This window comes from Fibrobacter sp. UWB16, from assembly GCF_900215325.1.
GTDB lineage: Bacteria > Fibrobacterota > Fibrobacteria > Fibrobacterales > Fibrobacteraceae > Fibrobacter.
On sequence record NZ_OCMS01000003.1, the window covers coordinates 444,297 to 459,946 of the forward strand.

A 15,650-nucleotide genomic window follows, 5' to 3' on the forward strand; every position below is an offset into this window, starting at 1 on the left:
TCTTTTCACATTGTCATTCCGGCCTGTCATCCTGAGGGCTTAAGCCCGAAGGATCCAGTTATTTCTTGTATTTTCGTTAGGTCAAGAAGGCTATCGATGAACTTTTTTGATTAAAGGCGTTTGACCGGCCGCTTCGGCGCGGATGATATATGTGCCTTTTGGAAATTTCGCTGGCACTTCAAAGCTACTGACGTTCCCAAGATCATTCCCGTTCAGGTCAAAAAGCGTGTACTTTGTGTAGTTTGGGGCCGTTGCAAGTGCGCGTGTCGCTGAACCCGGAATTGACGTTACCGAATCGGGATTCTCGCCAGGTTTTGGCTTTCGAACTTTGAGGCTCTTTTCCGTGAATTCGATAACATAGCTGCCGTCGCTTTCGCGCTTGATAGCTTTACCGCCCTGTTCTACGATTGCATTTTCACTAACGCTTTTGGTGTCGATGTTCACGCGGAGCGGGATGCTTGCGGGCATGTGCTCATTTGGAATGGCCCATTCTACCGTAAAGCCGTCGTCTGTTGAAGTCTCTTTTGCGGCATCGACGATAAAGTGGGCGCGGTAGTAGGCGCCTACGGTGCCGAACGGGGCTACCCAAAGATTGTTTTCGATGGCGTGTTTGAATTGCTTTTCGATATCCGCGGGGTCGATGGCGTAATCGTCGCCTTGGTCGTCCGTGACGCCATGGTTCAAGACGACGAGCCAGGAACCGCCTTTCACTTGAACATCCCACGGATTCGCCCCTTCGAAGTTACCGATGAAGGCCGCCGTGTCAAGCGACGATAGCATTTCTTCTACCGTGGCGCCTGAACGCGTCCAGATTTTGGCCTTGAGGCTTAACCAGTCCGGTTCCACGTCCCATTCATTACGACCGTGCCAACCGCAGTCGCGGTTGATGAAGTGTCGCGAGTTGATGATGTCTTTAACTTTGGCGTTGTTTTCGCAGAACGGAGTGGCGAATGAAATCACGTGTATTTTGGCTCCGTTCTCTGCGAGTGTCTTTTCGATGTCTTCGGCGAACTGGACGATTTCTTTTTCCAATTCGCTGTTGTCGCTAATCGAAGTCAAATGTCCGTGCGATTCGGTGTGGTTGCCTATTTCATGGCCGTTGTTTGCGAGTGCCGCAAAACCGTCGGCCTTTTGCCTATAGCCGCTTCCCATGCTAGTGAGGAAAAACGTGACATGCACATCGGGCAGCTTGTCTAGCACAGGCTTTAGATTTTCAATTTGGTTTTCGAGGGCGTCATCGAAAGTGAAGCTTACGGCACCGACATGGCCGTTCCAGGGAATGGTTTTGATGGGGTTTGCCATGGTAATGCCTGCGAGTCCGAATGCGAGTCCAGAAGTAAGTGCTAATGTTTTGTAATTCATAATCCTAGTCCAACAACAATTAAAATACCCAATAAAAATCAAAATAGTTATATAAGGAAAGGTCCCGGAAAATCCGAGACCTTCGATGGGCTGATTTATAGCAAATCTTGTGATTACATGGCTTCGAGCTTCTTGCCCTTGGTTTCGTTCACCAACTTGGCGACGAACACAAAGCTTATTGCTGCGAAAGTCGTGTAAATCAAGTAGGTCGGGCCAATGCCGATGCCGTCCTTGCCGACGAGAACCGGGAAAGACCAGCTGACCAAGAAGTTTGCACCCCACTGGGCAAGGCCGCATATTGCGATAGCCACGGCACGAATGCGGTTGTTGAACATTTCGCCGAGCATCACCCACATCACCGGACCCCATGTAGCGGCAAAGAATGCCACGTAGAAGTTTGCTGCGAGGAGGGCGAAAATACCGCTATTGCCAACGAGGTTGCCGCTTGCGTCGGAACCGAAGATGAAGCAGCACGCGAGAATGCCAAGCGTTAGCGTCATGCCTGCAGAACCGATGAGCAAGAGCGGCTTACGACCAATCTTATCGATGAGGAGAATAGCAGCGATAGTCATGGTCAAGTTAATAGCACTGGAAATCACGCTCGTAAGGAAGGCGTCGCTTTCACCGAAACCGACACTCTGCCAAAGCATGGAACCATAGTAGAAGATCACGTTAATACCCACGAGCTGCTGGAGGATGGCAAGACCGAGACCTGCCCAGACAATCGGAGCGATGCGCTTTTTACCAGCGACCGTTTCGAGAAGGTCTGAAAGCATAGCCGGCTTGTGAGTCTTGAAGGAGTCTTCAATTTCCTGAGCCTTTTCAGCAATGCCCACAGATGCAATCATGGAAAGGACTTTCTTTGCTTCTTCCATACGGCCCTTGCTCACGAGGAAACGCGGGGATTCCGGGAGCTGCCAGGCGGCGACACCGTAGAGGAATGCCGGGATAGCTTCGACCCAGAACATCACCTTCCAGGATTCAATGCCCATAATCAGGTTGCTTGCGGAACCCGAAATGCGGACGATGATGTAGTTCGAAAGCAGCGCCACGAAGATACCGATAACGATGGCGAACTGCTGCATGGAACCTAGTCGCCCACGCAAATGCGCCGGTGAAGTTTCGGCAATGTAAATCGGGGCGATGATGGATGCCACACCGATACCGACACCACCGATGACACGCCAGGCGATGAAATCGTAGATGGTGAACGGGAGACCGGAACCGATTGCACTGATAAAGAAAAGGACGGACGCTGCGAGCATGCAACGTACACGTCCAAATTTATCTGCCAGACGGCCGGCGAAATATGCACCGATGGCAGCGCCAATCAATGCGAGAGAAACCGCAAGACCAAGCTGCATGTCGTTACAATTGAAGTAACCTTTAAGTGCAACGTTGGCGCCGTTAATCACGGACGAGTCAAAACCGAATAGGAACCCTCCGATGGCGGCGGAAAGGGTTATCATGATGACATGTCCAACTTTGTAATTGTCTTCTACTGCCATTTTCGTACCTCTGTTTTTTGATTTTTTCAAATGGATTAGCCGCTAATATAGCTATCAAGAAATTGTAAATTCAAGGTTTACAATTGATCTCGATAGTCCAAAAAGGACTAACGGTTTTCTTACATAAGTCGAAAGTTGTAGCTTCACTGCTCCCGTCCTATTTGTAAATAGATATATATAATTTTCTTACAATGCGCAAAATTTTTGCAAAAAATGTGGATTTATTTTGGAGTAATGGGGGTGAGGTGTGGGGCTGTTTTTGACCGCTTTGGGACGGTGGCGCATTGCCGTATTTTTTGCTATTTTCTAAATTTGCTCTCGAAAATTTAATGTGGGGTGTTTGCCCCTGAGGTTCAATCATGTTTCGTGAAGTAAAGAAAGAAGAGACCTTCCCGCAGATCGAAGAGCGCGTGCTCGGATTGTGGGACAAGGACGAAAGTTTCAAGAAGTCGCTTGACAGCCGTCCGGAAACCGAACCGTACACATTCTATGATGGCCCTCCGTTTGCAACGGGCCTTCCGCACTACGGTCACTTGCTTGCCGGTACCATCAAGGATATCGTTCCGCGTTACTGGACCATGAAGGGCAAGAAGGTTCCGCGTGGTTTCGGTTGGGACTGCCACGGACTTCCGATTGAATCTCTCGTGCAGAACGAACTCGGTCTCGCTGGCGTTGCCGAAATCCAGAAGCTCGGTGTCGACAAGTTCAATGAAACTTGCCGCGGCAAGGTGCTCAAGTACACGAGCGAATGGAAGAAGACCGTTCGCCGCATGGGCCGCTGGGTGGACTTCGACAAGGGCTACAAGACCATGGACAAGAACTTCATGGAATCTGTGTGGTGGGTGTTCAAGCAGTGCTTCGACAAGGGTCTCATCTACCAGGGCTACCGCATCCAGCCGTACAGCCCGGCTCTCGCTACTCCGCTTTCGAACTTCGAAACGAACCAAGGCTATAAGGACCGTCAGGACCCGTCTCTGACGCTCATCTTCCCGCTTAACACGGACGAAGCCAAGTTCAAGGACACGAGCATCCTCGTGTGGACGACTACCCCGTGGACGTTGTACTCCAACTTCTGCATCGTTGTGGGCCCGGACATGGACTACAACCTGGTGGAACAGGACGGAAAGAAGTACTGGATTGCCGCAAGCCGTACCGCCGCCTACTTCAAGAACCCGAACATCGTGGATACCTGCAAGGGGTCCGAACTCGTGGGCAAGGACTACGAACCGCTTTCCCGCATTTCCGATGCATTCGTGACGCCGGACCAGCTGTCCCGCCACTACAAGATTTACCCCGCCGACTACGTGAGTACCGAAGACGGTACCGGCGCCGTTCATACCGCTCCTTCCTTCGGTGAAGAAGACTTCCAGAAGGGTGCTGAACTCGACCTCGGCCTTTTTGACCCGCTCGATACCGAAGGCAAGTTCACGGACAAGGTCCCGATGTGGAAGGGCCTCGGTGCGAAGGAAGCCGACAAGGAAATTATCCGCTTCTTCAAGGAACAGGGCCGCGTGTTCAAGCAGGACGTGATTGTCCATAGCTACCCGCACTGCTGGCGTACCGGCGTTCCTCTGATTTACCGCGCCCTCAAGACGTGGTTCCTGAAGATTGACGCCCCTGTCACGAGCAAGGACGGCGTGACCAAGACTCTGAAGGAATGGATGGTCGAAAACAACCAGACCGTGAACTGGGTGCCGGACCACATCAAGAATGGACGCTTTGGCAAGTGGCTCGAAGGCGCCCGCGACTGGAACCTTTCCCGTAACCGCTTCTGGGGTACGCCGATTCCGGTGTGGCTCAGCGACGATGGCGACATGATTGCCGTGGGCTCTATCGAAGAATTGCAACAGCTCACCGGCGTGAAGCTCGACGACTTGCACAAGCACTTTGTGGACAAGCTCACGATTGAAAAGGACGGCAAGGTTTACCGCCGCACGCCGGAAGTTTTCGACTGCTGGTTTGAATCCGGTTCTATGCCGTATGCAAGCCGCCATTACCCGTTTGAAAATAAGGAACTCGTGGAACGCAGCTTCCCGGCAGACTTCATTGCCGAAGGCCTTGACCAGACCCGCGGTTGGTTCTACACGCTGACGGTGCTTTCGAACGCTTTGTTCCAGAAGCCGGCATTCAAGAACGTGATTGTGAACGGTATTATCTTGGCCGAAGACGGTTCCAAGATGAGTAAGTCCAAGCGCAACTACCCGGACCCCAACGACCTTATCGAACGCACGGGTGCCGACGCTATTCGCTTGTTCATGATCAACTCCGCTGCATTGAAGGCCGAAGACCTCCGCTTCAGTGAAGAAGGCGTGAAGGGCATCGTGAAGCAGGTGATGTTGCCGCTCTGGAACGCTGTTGCATTCTTTGTCTCGAACCACAATGCTGACGCCGCCAAGGGCCAGCTCACGTGGAAGCCGGGTCAGGAAGTGAAGAGCGACAATGAACTTGACCGCTGGATGCTTGCTACGCTGCAGGATCTCGCTGCCAAGGTCGAAGTGGAAATGAAGGCTTATCGCCTGTACAACGTGGTGCCCGCCGTGATTGCCGCAGTCGATGACCTTACGAACTGGTACGTGCGCCGTAGCCGTCGTCGTTTCTGGAAGTCCGAAAACGATGGCGACAAGAACGCCGCCTACGCAACCATGTACAAGGTGCTCGTAGACTTCTCCAAGATTCTCGCTCCGTTCCTCCCGCTCCTCGCCGAAGAAATCTACCAGATTCTCGTTCGCGAAGTCGATGCCAACGCTCCGGTGAGCGTGCACCTCTGCGAATTCCCCAGCGCCGACAAGTCCCTCATGGACGAAAAGCTCGTGGAACGCATCGCCATGGTGCGTGGCATGGTCGAAATGGGCCGTGTGATTCGTGCAACGAACAACGTAAAGAACCGTATGCCGATTGCTAGCATGACGGTGGTTGCTCACGGCACCGAAGAAAAGAATGTTGCTGAAACGATGAAGGACTTGATCCTCGAAGAACTCAACGTTCGCGAAATGAAGTTCCTCGAAGATGAGACGAAGCTCGTGAAACTCTCCGCTAAGCCGAACTTCCTTGCTATCAAGGCGAAGGGTCCGGATTACGCGAAGAACATGAAGGTGATTTCCGCTAAGCTGAATTCGTTGAGCGTCGATGAAATCAAGGCTCTGCAGAATGGTGAAACCATCAAGTTCGACTTTGGTGAAGTCGGTGCCGACTGCCTGATGCTCAACCGCATCGTGGCCGACGGTATGGCTGTGGAAGCCAACCAGCACTTCACCGTGGCTCTGGACTTGAAGATTACGGACGAACTCCGCCGCGCCTGCGTGGCCCGCGAACTCGTGAACCGCATCCAGAACCGCCGTAAGGACCAGAACTACGCCATCACCGACAAGATCGAAGTGACGCTGTTCTCTGCAAGTGACGTCTTCAAGCAGGCTGTTGCGGAGAACGAGGCTTACATCGCCGGAGAGACGCAAGCTGTGAAGATTGCTTGGGCTGCCGCTGCCGATGGCCTCGAAGCCAACGATGCCGACGGGGAAGCATTTAGCTTCACGACGGTCCGCGCTTAATAAGGCGAAAGTCACGCAATTTAAAAGAGACGTTCCAAACGGGGCGCCTCTTTTTTTGTTCCTTTGTCTAGCAAAAATGAATTAACCTTCCTCGAACTCCTTAAGCTTGAGCTCTTGGATCATTGTTTCTAGGTTGCCGTATTGCCCATCGCCGTGAAATTCGGCTCCGGGTTTCGGGTCTATTGTTTTGCCTTCGGCAATCTTCTTCTCGTATTCTACTTCGGCAAGTGCCCATTTGCTGATGAAATCTTTCGCGACAGTTTCGACATCTTCGGAAAGTCTGGTCTGTAGAAACCAGAAATACTTGCCGAAATTGCGGTTCGCAACGCGCGTTTCTTTTTTGCATTCGGGACAATACGATGTTGCTTGCGAGCCTCCTGAAAGCGGTGAACCTGTAAAGCTGCGGATAAGGGCGGTCCCGCCGCATGAACAGTCCACGCGGAACTGGTCGGTTTCCCAAATGCGGAGGAGCGTTGCTAACCTGAGGTTGACGGTAACGATGCTGCCTGCGATGCAGAATCGCCTTGAAGTCTGTAGTGGGCCCACGTAAAGACCGCCACCCTTGATGGCGTAGTGCACGTCGATATTTGCATACCGAGGTGATGCAAGAATTTCGTCCTTATGCCGCAAAATAAGGTCCAAATTGTCATAGAACAGCTTGCGCTTGCGTTCGAAGCTTTTTTTCTGGATTTCGCGAATCTCGTCTTGTTCCTTTTTCTCCTGTTCCATTTCATCACTGATCAGCTTTAGGCCGTTCGATTGGCGTTTGAAGAAATCCAGGGCTGATTCGCGTCTGTTTTCCGATTCTTTTAAGAAGTTGGGGAATGGTTTTGTGTCGTCTATTCTGATGGTCGTCATGGGAAGCCTCCTGCTAATGTAATCCTATTTTTTTTTAGATTTATGCATGTATGTGTATTTATGCATAAATCTAAAACTTAATATACAAATATCGAGTGTCATAAAATGTCGTTTCAGAAAATTTTTATCTTGTGGTTCGAGGAGAATTTATGTCTATCATCAACGAAATTCAAAAAGCACTTTTCGCAAAACAGGATTTGAAGTTCAAGGCTTTCCATAGCAAGCTGATCCCGACGACGGATGCAAAGACGATTATCGGCGTGCGCACTCCCGACTTGCGCGCCATTGCGAAGGAATATGCTAACCACTCCGATGTGGAAAAATTCTTGACCACGCTCCCGCACAAGTATTACGACGAAAATCAAATCCATGCGTTTATTTTGTCTCTAATCAAGGATTATGATGATTGCGTGTCGCACATCGATGCGTTCTTGCCGTATGTGGATAACTGGGCAACTTGCGACCAGATGCGCCCGAAAGTTTTTGCAAAGGCCGCGAACCGCAAGCGACTTTTGAAAGATGTTGAACGTTGGATGAGTGCTCCCGTGACGGACGTTTACACTGTCCGCTTTGGTATCGAAACTTTGATGTCGTTCTTTTTAGACGATGACTTTGACCCGAAATTTTTGAAATGGGTTTCGAAAATCCGCAGTGGGGAATATTATCTCAACATGATGGTCGCGTGGTTCTTTGCGACTGCGCTTGCCAAGCAGTACGAGGCGACACTCCCGTTCATTGAAAAACATGTGCTCGATACATGGACGCATAACAAGACTATCCAGAAGGCGATTGAAAGCTATCGCATCACGGATGAGCAAAAAGCGTATCTGAAAACCTTAAAATTATAGTATCTTTAAAATATGATTGATTATACCGTACAGACCGTAAAAACTGACAATTTTGAAATGGACTACCTCAAGTTTGGCACAGGCGCGCGTACGCTCGTGTTGTTACCGGGGATGAGTCTCAAGAGTACGATGGGCCTTGCCTCGATGGTGGTGGATTCGTACAAGATATTCGCAGACGATTTTACGGTCTACATGTTCGATCGCAAAAAGAATTTCGGTGAATCGTATCCGATGGAACAGATGGCGGCTGATACTGCCGAAGCGATGGATGCTCTTGGCATTGAATGCGCCTGCTTCATTGGAATTTCTCAGGGTGGCATGATTTCGCAAATCATTGCTGAACAATACCCGCAGAAGGTTGAACGCTTGGCGCTTGGTTGTAGTGCTGCTCGCTTGAACGATATGTCTCGCGCGGTGATGACGGAATGGAAACGCCTCGCCGAAGCTCGCGATATCGAAGCCCTTTGCTCGAATTTTATAGATAAAGTTTTTTCTGCTGAAACAATCCGCAAGTACAAAAAGAGCCTGATGCGCATGAATACGAATGCGACCGAACAGGATATGGCTCGCTTCTGCGTACTTGCCTGCGCTTGCCTCGAATACGATGCTTTTGCAGGACTTGAAAAGCTCAAATGTCCGACGCTCGTTTTGGGTGCCGAACTCGACCAGGTCTTGGGCGTCATCGCTTCTCGCGAAATTGCCGAAGTGCTCCAGAAAAATGGTGTGCCGACGGAACTCTACGTTTACGAGAACTACGGCCACGCAGCTTATGACGAAGCTCCGGATTACCGTGCAAGGATTTTGGAATTCTTGAAGGGGTAGGCTATAACGCCCTTTTCCCGTTTTTGCGCACTTGAACCCTTGACTCGTTTTTTCTAAATTTACCCCCGTCCAGACAATATCGCCTGGGCGTAAACAATCACCGGCTTGCAAGAGTCGCTTCGGTGGCGCGGTACAATTAATATTGACTTCGCTTTGTGGCTTAATTGCAGTCCGGGTAGTAACAACCGAAAAGGAAAATATACTATGGCTAATTTGCCTTCCGTCGAAGATCTGCTTGCTGCAGGCTCCCACTTTGGTCACCAGACTCAGCGCTGGAATCCGAAAATGAAACCGTACATCTTGGCAGAAAAGAACGGCATCTACGTTCTCAACCTCTCCAAGACTCGTGACCTCCTCGAAGAAGCTGCTAAGGCTGCTGCCAAGATTTCTGAATCTGGCAAGACCGTGCTCTTCGTTGGCACGAAGCCGACTGCACGTCAGTGCGTGCTCGACGCTGCTGCTACCTGCAACCAGTTCTCCGTCACCAACCGTTGGTTGGGCGGTATGCTCACGAACTTCCAGACTGTCCGCAAGTCCATCAAGAAGATTGACAAGATCGACACCATGGAACAGGACGGCACCTTCCAGGCTCTCTCCAAGAAGGAAGTCCTCGACAAGACTCGTGAACGCGCCAAGCTCCTCGACGTGTTCGGTGGTATCCGTGAAATGGTGAACCTCCCGGGCCTTCTCGTCGTGACTGACCTCGCTCACGAAAAGATCGCTGTTGCAGAAGCTCGCCGTCTCCACATTCCTATCATCGGCATCTGCGACACGAACGTCGATCCGACCCTCGTGGACTACCCGATTCCGGCAAACGACGACGCTGTGAAGTCCCTCAAGCTCATTGTGGACTACATCGCTGCTAACGTCAAGCCGCGCGTCGCTGCTGACAAGAAGGAATCCAAGGAAGAAGTGAAGAAGTTCGACAACGGCGAGGACAAGTAATATGCAGATTACCGCTTCCCTCGTTAACGAACTCCGCCAGAAGACTGGCGTCGGCATGATGCAGTGCAAGAAGGCACTCGTCGAAACTGACGGTGACATGGACAAGGCCGTTGAACTCCTCCGCAAGCACGGTGCTGCTGTCGCTGCAAAGCGCGCAGACAAGGCTGCTAAGGAAGGCCGCGTTTACCTTATCGAAACTGCTGACAAGGCTGCCGCTTTCGAACTCACCTGCGAAACTGAACCGGTTTCCAACAACGACGACTTCGTTGCCCTCGCTGCTATGGCCACCAAGGCTGTTGAAACGCAGGATATCGCTTCCGTCGAAGATCTCAAGAACGCTGTCGTCGATGGCGTCAAGATCAATGACCGCCTCCAGGACGTCCTCGTGAAGATTCAGGAAAACATTGACTTCCGCAAGTTCGCAGAAATCAAGAAGGTCCCGAACTCCGTGTTTGGCGTTTACAGCCACATGAAGGGCAAGATCGGTGTTATCACTGAACTCGCTTTCGAAGGCTCTGCTGACGAAGCTGCTCTCAAGCAGGCTGCTAAGGACATCGCTATGCAGGCCGCTGCATTCGCTCCGGTTGCATTGAACGATGCTGCAGTTCCGGCTGAAACGATCGAAAAGGAAAAGGAAATTGCCAAGGCTCAGATCGAAGCTTCTGGCAAGCAGACCAAGCCTGAATTCATGCAGCGCCAGATTGATGGCCGCGTGGCTAAGGTCCTTAAGGAAATCGTTCTCGAAGACCAGGAATTCTTCATGTCTGAAAAGAACCCGAAGAAGCTCTCTGTCAAGGACTACCTCCAGGAAGTCGTTGCAAAGCAGCTCGGCCTTACCAGCTTGAAGGTCGTGAACTTCATCCGCTTCGAACGCGGTAACTAAGTTCGCCTGCTGTCATCCTGGAGCCTCGATAGAGGCGATAGGATCCAGATCGAAAATTAAATTGGTCGTCCCTCGCGGGGCGGCCAGTTTTTTTATTGAACTTCAGCGTCATCCTGAGCGTAGCGAAGGATCCAGTGAAGTTTTAAATAAACTATATTTTGTGAAACAGGAGAAGTTTATGCTGAAAAAGTTCTTGTCTTTCGCGTTAACGGGTTATGTCGCTCTCGCACTTTTTGCTTGTGATGATGATTCTAATTCGTTCCAAGCACCGGAACAAGACCCGCCGCAAGTCGGCACGGAAAGTTCTTCTTCTGAAGCCTCTGAAATATGTTCCTCTTCGCTCGAAACGTCAGTGGAGAGTTCCTCTTCACAAAATTCGGCTGCAAGTTCTTCATCGCAAGATGTGGCAGAAAGCTCTTCGTCCGAAGAATCTGTATTGCAAAGCTCTGTATCCGAAACGCTTCCCTTTGACACGACGGGAATCAGACCTCAGCTTATAAAATATACGATCGACCCGGATACATTCTCGAATGAAACCAGAGAAAAAGCAGGTCAGTTCCTTGGACATTTCATCACGACCGATGAAATAGTTAATCCGTACTGCATGGTCATGCATGTTTATGAAAACGGCAAAATCGTTACAGATTATATGGGCGTTCGTGATGTTTCGAATTGCGTACTTGTCGTTCGAGAGGATTCGCTTATGTTCTCGAATATCCGGAATTGCAGAAATGTCCCAATTTGGGGATCGTGCCAAAATGCGGAAGCATACTCGCGAAAAATTAAGGTCGGAGATGATGAATACTACTTTGGCGTATCTGAAAAGCAGTTGCAGCTAACGCAGTTGACGGATTCGACGATGACTATTTGGATTGCCACAAATCCGTCTTATGAACCCAAGGAAACTACGCCAAGTACATGGAAAAAAAGCGTCTTCGAAAAAGATACCATGGTGACATCTGTTGCGAATAAAGTTGATTCAAGTTATGTCGATACAATTTCCATTAAAAAGTACGGCTTGACTATTACGGATTGGGGCAGTACATGGATTTTTGAAAATGAAACTTGCACGACCGAAGATTTTGTACGTGACGCTGCGAGAACTCCGGAGGAACAGTGCAAGGACTGGGAAAATTACCGCAATAGTTTTGTCGATTGCACCGCCCGCAACATGAAAACTCCCAAAGGCGTTTATCCTAGATTGTGCCGTCCAAGTAAAATAGACCATTACACCGTCTGGTGCATACTCGATAGCGAAATGCCAACCGCGGATGAATAGGAAAGTCTCGGCGTCATGGGGCTTTAGCCCCATCCATTAAAGTTTTAAATAAATTATATTTTGTGAAACGGGAGAATTTTATGCTGAAAAAGTTTTTGTCTTTGTCCGTAACGGGGCTTGTCTCTTTAGCTCTTTTTGCTTGTGATGATGATTCTAATTCGGTTCAGGCTCCGGAACAAAACCTGCCGCAAGTCAGCACGGAAAGTTCATCTTCTGAAGCCTCTGTAATAAGTTCCTCTTCGCAAAATGTGACTGAAAGTTCCTCGTCCGAGGAATTGCCTCTTCAAGATACGACTGCCAAAAAAACGCATTTCGATAAGCTGCCTTTCGATACCACGGGCGTTGAACCCGATATTTATCACTATGGACCTCTTCTAGAAGATGAGGATTCGACCTATTTTAAAGAAATCTTTGGCGAAAAAGTAAAGGACGCTTTCTGGGTCCAGCCTGAAGATGATGGCTATTGCTACACCATCGATGAACCGGAAGGAGAATTGGGCGGTGGTTATATAACTAATGCACCGTATCAATATATAATTATCGAACAAAATGATTCACTTCTGTTTACTGAATATCAGTACTGTTCTACCTATGAATGGGGGGACTGCCATAGAGATGAGTATGCCTACTCACAAAAAATTACGGTTGGCGCAGACACCTTCTATTATGGAGTGTATGAATCCCTATTGATTCTGAATAAACTGACCGATTCTACAATTACTCAGTGGACAGTGAAAAATCCCAGCTATGTTCCGCCTGCTCAAGATACGACTATTCATGGCTGGAAAAAGAGCTGGTTCGAGGACGATTCAATGGTGACCTTTGTCGGCGCAAATCCGAACTCCGACTATGTGGATACCATTTTCATTGAAAAATACAATCTGAAAATCACTGATTTCGAAAAGACATGGATCTTTGAAAATGAAACCTGTACCAAATTGGGTTATAAAGCTGCCCCTGGGATAACCCCGGCAGAATCTTGTAGAGCCTTTATTGAGCACTATAACGAAGGCGCTAAATGTATCCAACGCAATATGGGCTTGTCGAAATATATGTTCGCAAGGTTATGCCGTCCTGAACCTCATAGGTATAGACAGAGCGATGTTTGGTGCATTCTCGACAGCGAAAAGCCGACAGAATTAAGCGAAGATTGATTTATTCTGAAATCGGGATTTCTTGCACGTGGTCGCGCTGTTCCAGATTGACCTTGTAGCCGCTTTCGATGGTTGTCCCGAGCCGCAACTGGATTAACTTCATCGCGTGTTCGCGGGCTCTGCGCTTGAGTTCGGCGCTGTTCTCCTGTTCGTATTTCTTTTGTTCAGAAATAAAGAACTGCTTGAAGTCTTCGAAGCGGATATTGTTGAACCAGCCTTGCTTTTCCCAAAGAATCTGGATGCTCTCGAAATCGATGCTGTGGCTTAGAATTCTGGGCTCCGGCAGATAAATAAAAATGCTTTGCGTGTTCGGCTCGACAAGAATCTTGATGTCCTTCAAATTGTAACCCAGCTTGACATCGCCCTGATAAACAAGCGAAAATTCCTTGATGGATTTGTTGATTCTCCAGTCGGGCATGTATTCGAGGAGTTTTTTCGCGTCTTGGTAGTTTGCGTTTTTGCGGTAGTGGTGGTGGAGGGTCGCAAGCTCCGAAATCTCGCTAATTTGCTGCTCCACAAACTCGCTTGTGATGCTCGTCCGTTTTGTGTCGGAGTACAGCTTTTTCATGACAAGCGCAGTCGTTACACTTGTAACGCAAATGATGAGCAAAATTGCAATTATTTTCAGAGCGGGTTTCATGCTATAAATTTATGCAAAAAAGATGCGAAAGATAAAGCTCATCGGATTTTTCTTGTCATCATTTCTTTCGTCTATAGTGTCTTCTTCATGCTCCAGCTGCCGATTTTTCGGCCGTCGTGCTCAATTTCACATTCGTGGAAGACCTCGTAGCCTCGCTTGCTGTAAAAAGCGAGGTTTTCTTTTGAATTTGTGAATAGCGCCAACTGCTTGCCGCCGCGTTCTCGTACATAATCTTCTATATAAGTTAAAAATTGCGAACCGACGCCCTGCCCCTGTGCAGACGGGTCTACTTCGAGCATGCTGAGATACCAGATGTCCGGCCCTGATTTCTGAAAATCGTGGCAGGGCTTGCTGGCGCCTTCGTCCATGGCCACGAATCCATTGATTTCGCTCCATTTCGTGTTAAGGTATACTCGCCAAAAACCGTGTATGATGTATTGGAATGCGGAAGGTTTCTTGAAGCCGGGTGCCTCCAGTGTTGCGCGGGCAACCAGCTTGCCGTCCCGATGCGCTGCCAGTAAATCTGCTTTTCCATAATTTGCTTTTAGGACGCAGTTCATAAAAATCTGCACCCCCTTTCGGCTTTTTTCTGCATCACGGAAATAGAGTGTGACATAGTCGTAATCCTCGTATGCCCTGGCCATAATTGCGCTCGCCTCGTCGAGTTCCTCGCGAGTCTGTAAACCGAATTCGAGTTTCATGGTTACTCCTTACCTGTGTCTGACTGGTCCAACATCTGAGTGAGAAGAGCGAAAAATTCCTCGGGCACATTTTTATGGAACGCTATTCCGAACATGTACGGAATTTTCGCTGCAGCAAATAGCGGAAGCCGACGGGTCGCTTCTTCGATTTGCTGTTTGTCATTAGTCCCGAGATAGGCCGAAAAGAAAATGTTCCAGTGGGCCTTCATCGTTTCAGACGGCAAATGAAATAGAAAGTCTAGTTTGTCTGCATCTGGCATGTGCGCCAAGTTCCACATAAGTGCAAGGTCCCATTCCGGAGCTCCGTATCCGAACCCACCCAAGTCAATCCAGAAAGTCCTCTTTCCGTCGGTGATGGCATTACCAATCTGCAAATCGCCATGGAGGCAAGTCTCAGTATCTGGAACTTTATCCAAAAATTTTAGGATGCGCTTTCTGTAGTCTTCCGGTACAAAAACCTTTTCGGAATAGAACTGCGTAATCATCTGCTTGTAAGACTTGAGCCGCGAAGTATCTGCTTTTGTCGCATGAAGCTCTCGTGCCATGCGTGCAAATTCCAAGGAAATCTCTTCTAGCCGTTCGGGCTCCTGCGAAATGATTCGCGAAAAAGAACGCTTGCCTTCAATGAGCTCGTATTCCCCGCCAAAACGCTTGCCGTCTGTAATCAAACGAAACGGTTCCGGTGTAGAAATGCCCAACTCGAAAGCCGTCCGCGATGCCCAAAATTCATTTTTTATTGTGTTTGCGTCAAAATCCGGATTGTACAACTTTGCAAGCGATTTGCCGTTCCTATGCGTATACGCGAGCGCAGTCCCGCCTTCGCCCGTCTGGATGTAATCATTCAGATCAATCTTCTGAAATTCGTTGTTCGCTCCCATAAAATTTCTCCATCTATTTATAAAGCTATACAATTTTTCGCATGATAGCGCGCGGGATGGAATTTTTTTGAAGGGGGAAGAATCCCCCTCGCTTCAGCCCCGACTTACAAGTGCAAAATGCGGCATGTCATGCCCGCCACCGAGCGGGCATCGCCTCTATCTGTCAAAAACACATCGTCGGGTCTTACGCTACCCCCACTGCGGGCTTCAGACGCCAGCCCGCAACG

At 49.4% G+C, this 15,650-nt stretch carries 13 protein-coding genes; 7 read left to right on the top strand and 6 right to left on the bottom strand.

The features are described 5' to 3' along the window. Positions 1-90: 90 nt before the first annotated feature. Positions 91-1,362: a polysaccharide deacetylase family protein gene (locus CRN95_RS11590; protein ID WP_097020983.1), complete on the bottom strand. Its 1,272-nt coding sequence runs from the start codon at positions 1,360-1,362 to the stop codon at positions 91-93. A 113-nt stretch (positions 1,363-1,475) separates the two neighbouring features. Next, complete coding sequence (locus tag CRN95_RS11595) at positions 1,476-2,870, bottom strand: sugar porter family MFS transporter (RefSeq protein WP_097020984.1); 1,395 nt, start codon at positions 2,868-2,870, stop codon at positions 1,476-1,478. A gap of 359 nt (positions 2,871-3,229) precedes the next feature. Here CRN95_RS11595 and ileS point away from each other — a divergent pair, with 359 nt between their 5' ends. Then, on the top strand, positions 3,230-6,415 hold the full coding sequence (gene ileS, locus CRN95_RS11600; protein WP_097020985.1) for an isoleucine--tRNA ligase: 3,186 nt from the start codon (positions 3,230-3,232) through the stop codon (positions 6,413-6,415). An 81-nt stretch (positions 6,416-6,496) separates the two neighbouring features. On the opposite strand, the gene CRN95_RS11605 is transcribed toward ileS, so the two are convergent. Further along, positions 6,497-7,273, bottom strand: coding sequence for a hypothetical protein (locus CRN95_RS11605; protein ID WP_097020986.1), 777 nt, complete (start codon positions 7,271-7,273; stop codon positions 6,497-6,499). Between the two features lie 149 nt (positions 7,274-7,422). On the opposite strand from CRN95_RS11605, the gene CRN95_RS11610 reads away from it, so the two are divergent. From CRN95_RS11610 to CRN95_RS11635, 6 genes are all read left to right on the top strand, one after another. Then, complete coding sequence (locus CRN95_RS11610) at positions 7,423-8,121, top strand: DNA alkylation repair protein (RefSeq protein WP_097020987.1); 699 nt, start codon at positions 7,423-7,425, stop codon at positions 8,119-8,121. Positions 8,122-8,133: 12 nt separating this feature from the next. Further along, positions 8,134-8,943, top strand: a complete 810-nt coding sequence (locus CRN95_RS11615) for an alpha/beta fold hydrolase (RefSeq protein ID WP_097020988.1) — start codon at positions 8,134-8,136, stop codon at positions 8,941-8,943. Between the two features lie 204 nt (positions 8,944-9,147). Further along, complete coding sequence (gene rpsB, locus CRN95_RS11620; RefSeq protein ID WP_015731872.1) at positions 9,148-9,888, top strand: 30S ribosomal protein S2; 741 nt, start codon at positions 9,148-9,150, stop codon at positions 9,886-9,888. 1 nt (position 9,889) lies between these two features. After that, positions 9,890-10,771, top strand: a complete 882-nt coding sequence (tsf, locus tag CRN95_RS11625; protein WP_014545687.1) for a translation elongation factor Ts — start codon at positions 9,890-9,892, stop codon at positions 10,769-10,771. Between the two features lie 178 nt (positions 10,772-10,949). Then, complete coding sequence (locus tag CRN95_RS11630) at positions 10,950-12,050, top strand: hypothetical protein (RefSeq protein ID WP_097020989.1); 1,101 nt, start codon at positions 10,950-10,952, stop codon at positions 12,048-12,050. An 80-nt stretch (positions 12,051-12,130) separates the two neighbouring features. Then, positions 12,131-13,204 (top strand): hypothetical protein, encoded by a 1,074-nt coding sequence (locus CRN95_RS11635; RefSeq protein WP_097020990.1) that lies wholly within the window; start codon positions 12,131-12,133, stop codon positions 13,202-13,204. 1 nt (position 13,205) lies between these two features. On the opposite strand, the gene CRN95_RS11640 is transcribed toward CRN95_RS11635, so the two are convergent. The 3 genes from CRN95_RS11640 to CRN95_RS11650 form a co-directional block, all read right to left on the bottom strand. Continuing rightward, positions 13,206-13,844 carry a DUF4230 domain-containing protein gene (locus CRN95_RS11640; RefSeq protein WP_097020991.1) on the bottom strand — a complete coding sequence of 213 codons (639 nt, stop codon included), beginning with the start codon at positions 13,842-13,844 and terminating at the stop codon, positions 13,206-13,208. 71 nt (positions 13,845-13,915) lie between these two features. Next, entirely contained in the window at positions 13,916-14,545 is a 630-nt protein-coding gene (locus tag CRN95_RS11645) for a GNAT family N-acetyltransferase (protein ID WP_073424915.1), read from the bottom strand. 2 nt (positions 14,546-14,547) lie between these two features. Continuing rightward, positions 14,548-15,423 carry a TIGR02172 family protein gene (locus tag CRN95_RS11650; RefSeq protein ID WP_097020992.1) on the bottom strand — a complete coding sequence of 292 codons (876 nt, stop codon included), beginning with the start codon at positions 15,421-15,423 and terminating at the stop codon, positions 14,548-14,550. Between the last annotated feature and the right edge of the window lie 227 nt (positions 15,424-15,650).